This window comes from Streptomyces sp. NPDC058665, from assembly GCF_042714995.1.
GTDB lineage: Bacteria > Actinomycetota > Actinomycetes > Streptomycetales > Streptomycetaceae > Streptomyces.
Genome location: NZ_JBHXRX010000135.1, coordinates 1 through 3,495, shown reverse-complemented (window position 1 = coordinate 3,495; position 3,495 = coordinate 1). Strand labels below are relative to the sequence as shown.

At 67.3% G+C, this 3,495-nt stretch carries 3 protein-coding genes; all 3 read right to left on the bottom strand.

Translation table 11 applies throughout. From position 1 onward, the window contains the following. Window positions 1-559: 559 nt before the first annotated feature. Window positions 560-1,462 carry an alpha/beta hydrolase family protein gene (locus ACFWV8_RS38185; RefSeq protein WP_384215079.1) on the bottom strand — a complete coding sequence of 301 codons (903 nt, stop codon included), beginning with the start codon at window positions 1,460-1,462 and terminating at the stop codon, window positions 560-562. Window positions 1,463-1,566: 104 nt separating this feature from the next. Beyond that, window positions 1,567-2,601: an aldo/keto reductase gene (locus tag ACFWV8_RS38180; RefSeq protein ID WP_384215078.1), complete on the bottom strand. Its 1,035-nt coding sequence runs from the start codon at window positions 2,599-2,601 to the stop codon at window positions 1,567-1,569. Between the two features lie 61 nt (window positions 2,602-2,662). Next, the gene (locus ACFWV8_RS38175) at window positions 2,663-3,271 is read right to left on the bottom strand and encodes a helix-turn-helix domain-containing protein (RefSeq protein ID WP_384215077.1); all 609 of its coding nucleotides are present in this window, start codon (window positions 3,269-3,271) and stop codon (window positions 2,663-2,665) included. Window positions 3,272-3,495: the final 224 nt, after the last annotated feature.

Here is a 3,495-nt window from a genome sequence, read left to right as displayed (position 1 = left end):
CCCTCGCCCTGCCCCAACCCCGAAAAGACCGCACCACACAAACGCGGAGTCCCCGTCAGCGAACCGACGAGGACTCATGAACGATCGAGGCTAACTGACGTGGTGTTTTCGCGACGCCCTCCGCCTCTGCCCCTATTTGCCGCCCCGGCTGACCTCCGCCAACCAGTCGGATCTTCTCCTGTTCGCTTACAGCGACCGCACGGGCGCGCACGAGTCTTCGCTGTACAACCTGCCAGCCTGCGGGGGTGGAGGAATCGTTTCTCATGGCCTGCGGCCTGCGGCCTGCGCACGAAAGATTCCCGCTGGCTGCCCTTCGACTGCATCGTCCGGGACGCCGAGAACAACCCCTACCTGGCCTGGCTCGACCGCAAGAGCCATGACCGTTCTCAGCGCCAACCGCTGTACCAATGCTCCCCGAGACCGGTGTTCCGGGCTGCGGCCGGTATCGCGAAGAGGAGGGTCCCGTCAGAGGGCCGATCTGCTCGGATGGGCCGCGCGAAGCTTCTGTCGGATTCGGACTCGCTCAACGATTTAGCTCGTCCCGGCGTGACCGCGTCGGTCACTTCGTTGTGAGCAGGCCCAGTGGTGAGTCGTCCGTGAGAGCTGTGAGCATGTCGTTCCACGGGGCATCGTCGAGTCCCAGAGCGTGGCGCAGGAAGGCGATCGTGGCTCGGTTGACGAGTGCGACGTGCTCCGGGTTCTCGTCGGTGGTCTCGGTGACCTGGTACCCAGGCACACCTCCCAGGGAGTGTTCGGCGCCGTGCAGGGCGAGCAGTGCTTTCTCCGGGGGGCTCTGGTGGTAGCCGTCGCTCCACCAGTCGGGTTCGCGGGTTGTCATCGGGGAGTGGTCGTGGTCGCCGTAGACGATGAGTGCGGGCGTCGACATGAGCGTGAAGTCGGGGTTCATGGAGGGGAGTTGTTCGGCGGCCCAGGGTGTGAGGTCCTCCTGTCCGTGTCCGGCGAGGGCGAGCAGCGCGCCGGCGCGTACGCGGGGGTCGGTCATACTCGGTCCCGGTCGCCCGTCGGTGTCGACGATGCGGGCGCCGAGCAGGGCGCTGGCGGTGGTGGCGCCCCAGGAGTGCCCGGCGACTGCGATGCGGTCGCGGTCCAGGCGCCCGGTCAGGCCGGGCAGTGCGGCCTCGACGAGGTCGAGATGGTCGAGGATCGCGGTGAGGTCGTTGATGCGGTGGCGCCACATGTCGGGTACGCGCGGGTCGTCCTGCGGGATCGCGAGGGTGCGCGAGTCGAGGTGGGTGGGCTGGACGACGGCGAAGCCGTGGGCCGCCCAGTGGTCGATGAGCGGGGCGTAGGCGGACATGTTCGAGCCGAAGCCGTGGGAGAACACGACGACGGGGAGCCCAGCGCCGTCAGTGGGTGCGGTGACTCGGACATGGAGTTCGGTGCCGCGACCAGAGGTGGGAACGACGACCGGGGCGACGGATAGAACGGCAGTTATGGTCACAGGGGTGGGCCTTTCGGGATGAGACAGCAGAGGAGCGCGACTGGGGCGGTTGCGACGGGAGCGCGGACGCAGCGCTCAGGCGTCGGTCGTGGCCCGGGGGTGGGTCAGGTCGTCACGGCGGCGCGCTGGGTACGTGGGCGTCGGCGCTGCAAGGGTGTGGTGATGGCGGGTGGTTGGTAGGCCATAGCCAGGGGGCTGACGTCGGTGCCTGGGGGGACGATGGCGTCGATGGCGTCGAGGAGGTCGTCGTCGAGGACGACCTCAGCGCCGGCGAGCAGGTCGTCGAGGTGGTGCATCGTGCGTGGGCCGACCAACGCCGATGTGACATCGGGGTGGGTGAGGACGAAGGCCATCGCCATGTGGGCCAGGGAAAGCCCCGTCTGGTCGGCGAGCGGGACGAGGGCTTCGACCGCGTCGAGTCGTCGCTCGTCAGTCATGTGGGCGAACCCGTAGGTGGTGCGGTGGGTATCGCTTTGCCGGCCCTTGCGGTAGCGCCCGGTGAGCATGCCTCCGGCGAGTGGGCTCCACACGAAGGTGCCCATTCCGTAGCGGCGGCAGGTGGGTAGTACCTCGCGCTCGATGCCGCGGTCGAGGATGGAATAGGGCGACTGCTCGGTACGGAAGCGGGCGAGCCCACGGCGTTCGGCGACCCATTGGGCCTCGACGATCTCCGAGGCGGGGAACGTGGAGGATCCGATGACGCGTACCTTGCCGCTGCGCAGCAGATCGGTCATCGCCGAGAGCGTTTCCTCGACGTCGACGTCGGGGTCGGGCCGGTGGACCTGGTAGAGGTCGATGTAGTCGGTACCCAGACGCCGCAGCGAGTTCTCGACCTCGGTGATGATCCAGCGCCGCGAGTTGCCCCGCTGGTTTGGATCATCCCCCATCGGGCCGTGCACCTTCGTGGCCAGCACGACGTTGTCACGACGGCCCTGCAGGGCCTTGCCGACGATCTCCTCGGACTCGCCGCGCGAGTACATGTCGGCGGTGTCGATGACGTTGATGCCGGCGTCGAGCGCCCGGTGGATGATGCGGATCGCGTCGTCGTGGTCGGGGTTGCCCATCGCCCCGAACATCATCGCGCCGAGCGAGTAGGGGCTGACTCGAATCCCGGTACGTCCGAGATTGCGGTATTCCATCGTCCTCCTTCGGACAGTGCGGGTGGGAGCGAGGTCGGTTACGGGTGGCGTGGTCCGCGTGTCAGCGGTCGAGCTTGAGTGCGCCGTGGCCGACGTGGGCCGTCTCGGCGATGGTGCGGATCAGATTCAGCAGGTCTTCGTGCAGGCGGTCGGTCATGCGGCCCTCGGCGACACTGCGTTCGAAGGCTTGGTTGATGCCTCTGATCGCCGCGCGGCCGGCGGCCTCGAACGGGTCCTCCTGGTCGGTGCCGTCGAAGGGGAACTTGGTCCCGGTGATCCGGCGCGACACCTCGACCTCGGCCAGGGCGACGACGCCGGGATTGGCGAGCGTCATCGCGCGGGTCAGCGTCGCCTCCTCGTGGTCGAGGTGGTCACGCAGGTCGCGCCACCACTTGTCGACGAGCTCGATGAAGTCGACGGACGGATCGGCGTAGTAGAGGGCGATGAGTCGCTGCTCGCGTTCGGCCGGCCATTCGGCGATGAAGTCGAGCTTGGAGGGGAAGTAGCCCGTCACCGTTCGCGGGGCCACGTCGGCGGCCTCGGCGATGTCGGCGATGGTCGTCCCCTCATAGCCGTGTTCGACGAACAGCCGCAGGGCGGTGTGCAGGATGTGGCGCCGACGGCGCGCCTTGTTCCGCTCCCGCAGTCCGGGACCGTTCCTTGTCGTCACCGCGTCCTCCCTCGGGCCGTTCGTCACCGTGCAACCTTTGCCATCCGCAGCATACACACATCGCACAGCATAGATGCCTCCTTGTGCAAATTTGCTTTCCATGGCAAGATTTTCGTCGACGGCTTGAACTTGTGTCCGCACGGACGGCAACTACCTGCGGACCGCGCATAGGAGATGGTCTTGAACACTGCATACGCCGACGCATCCGGTTTCCCGGTCGGTGA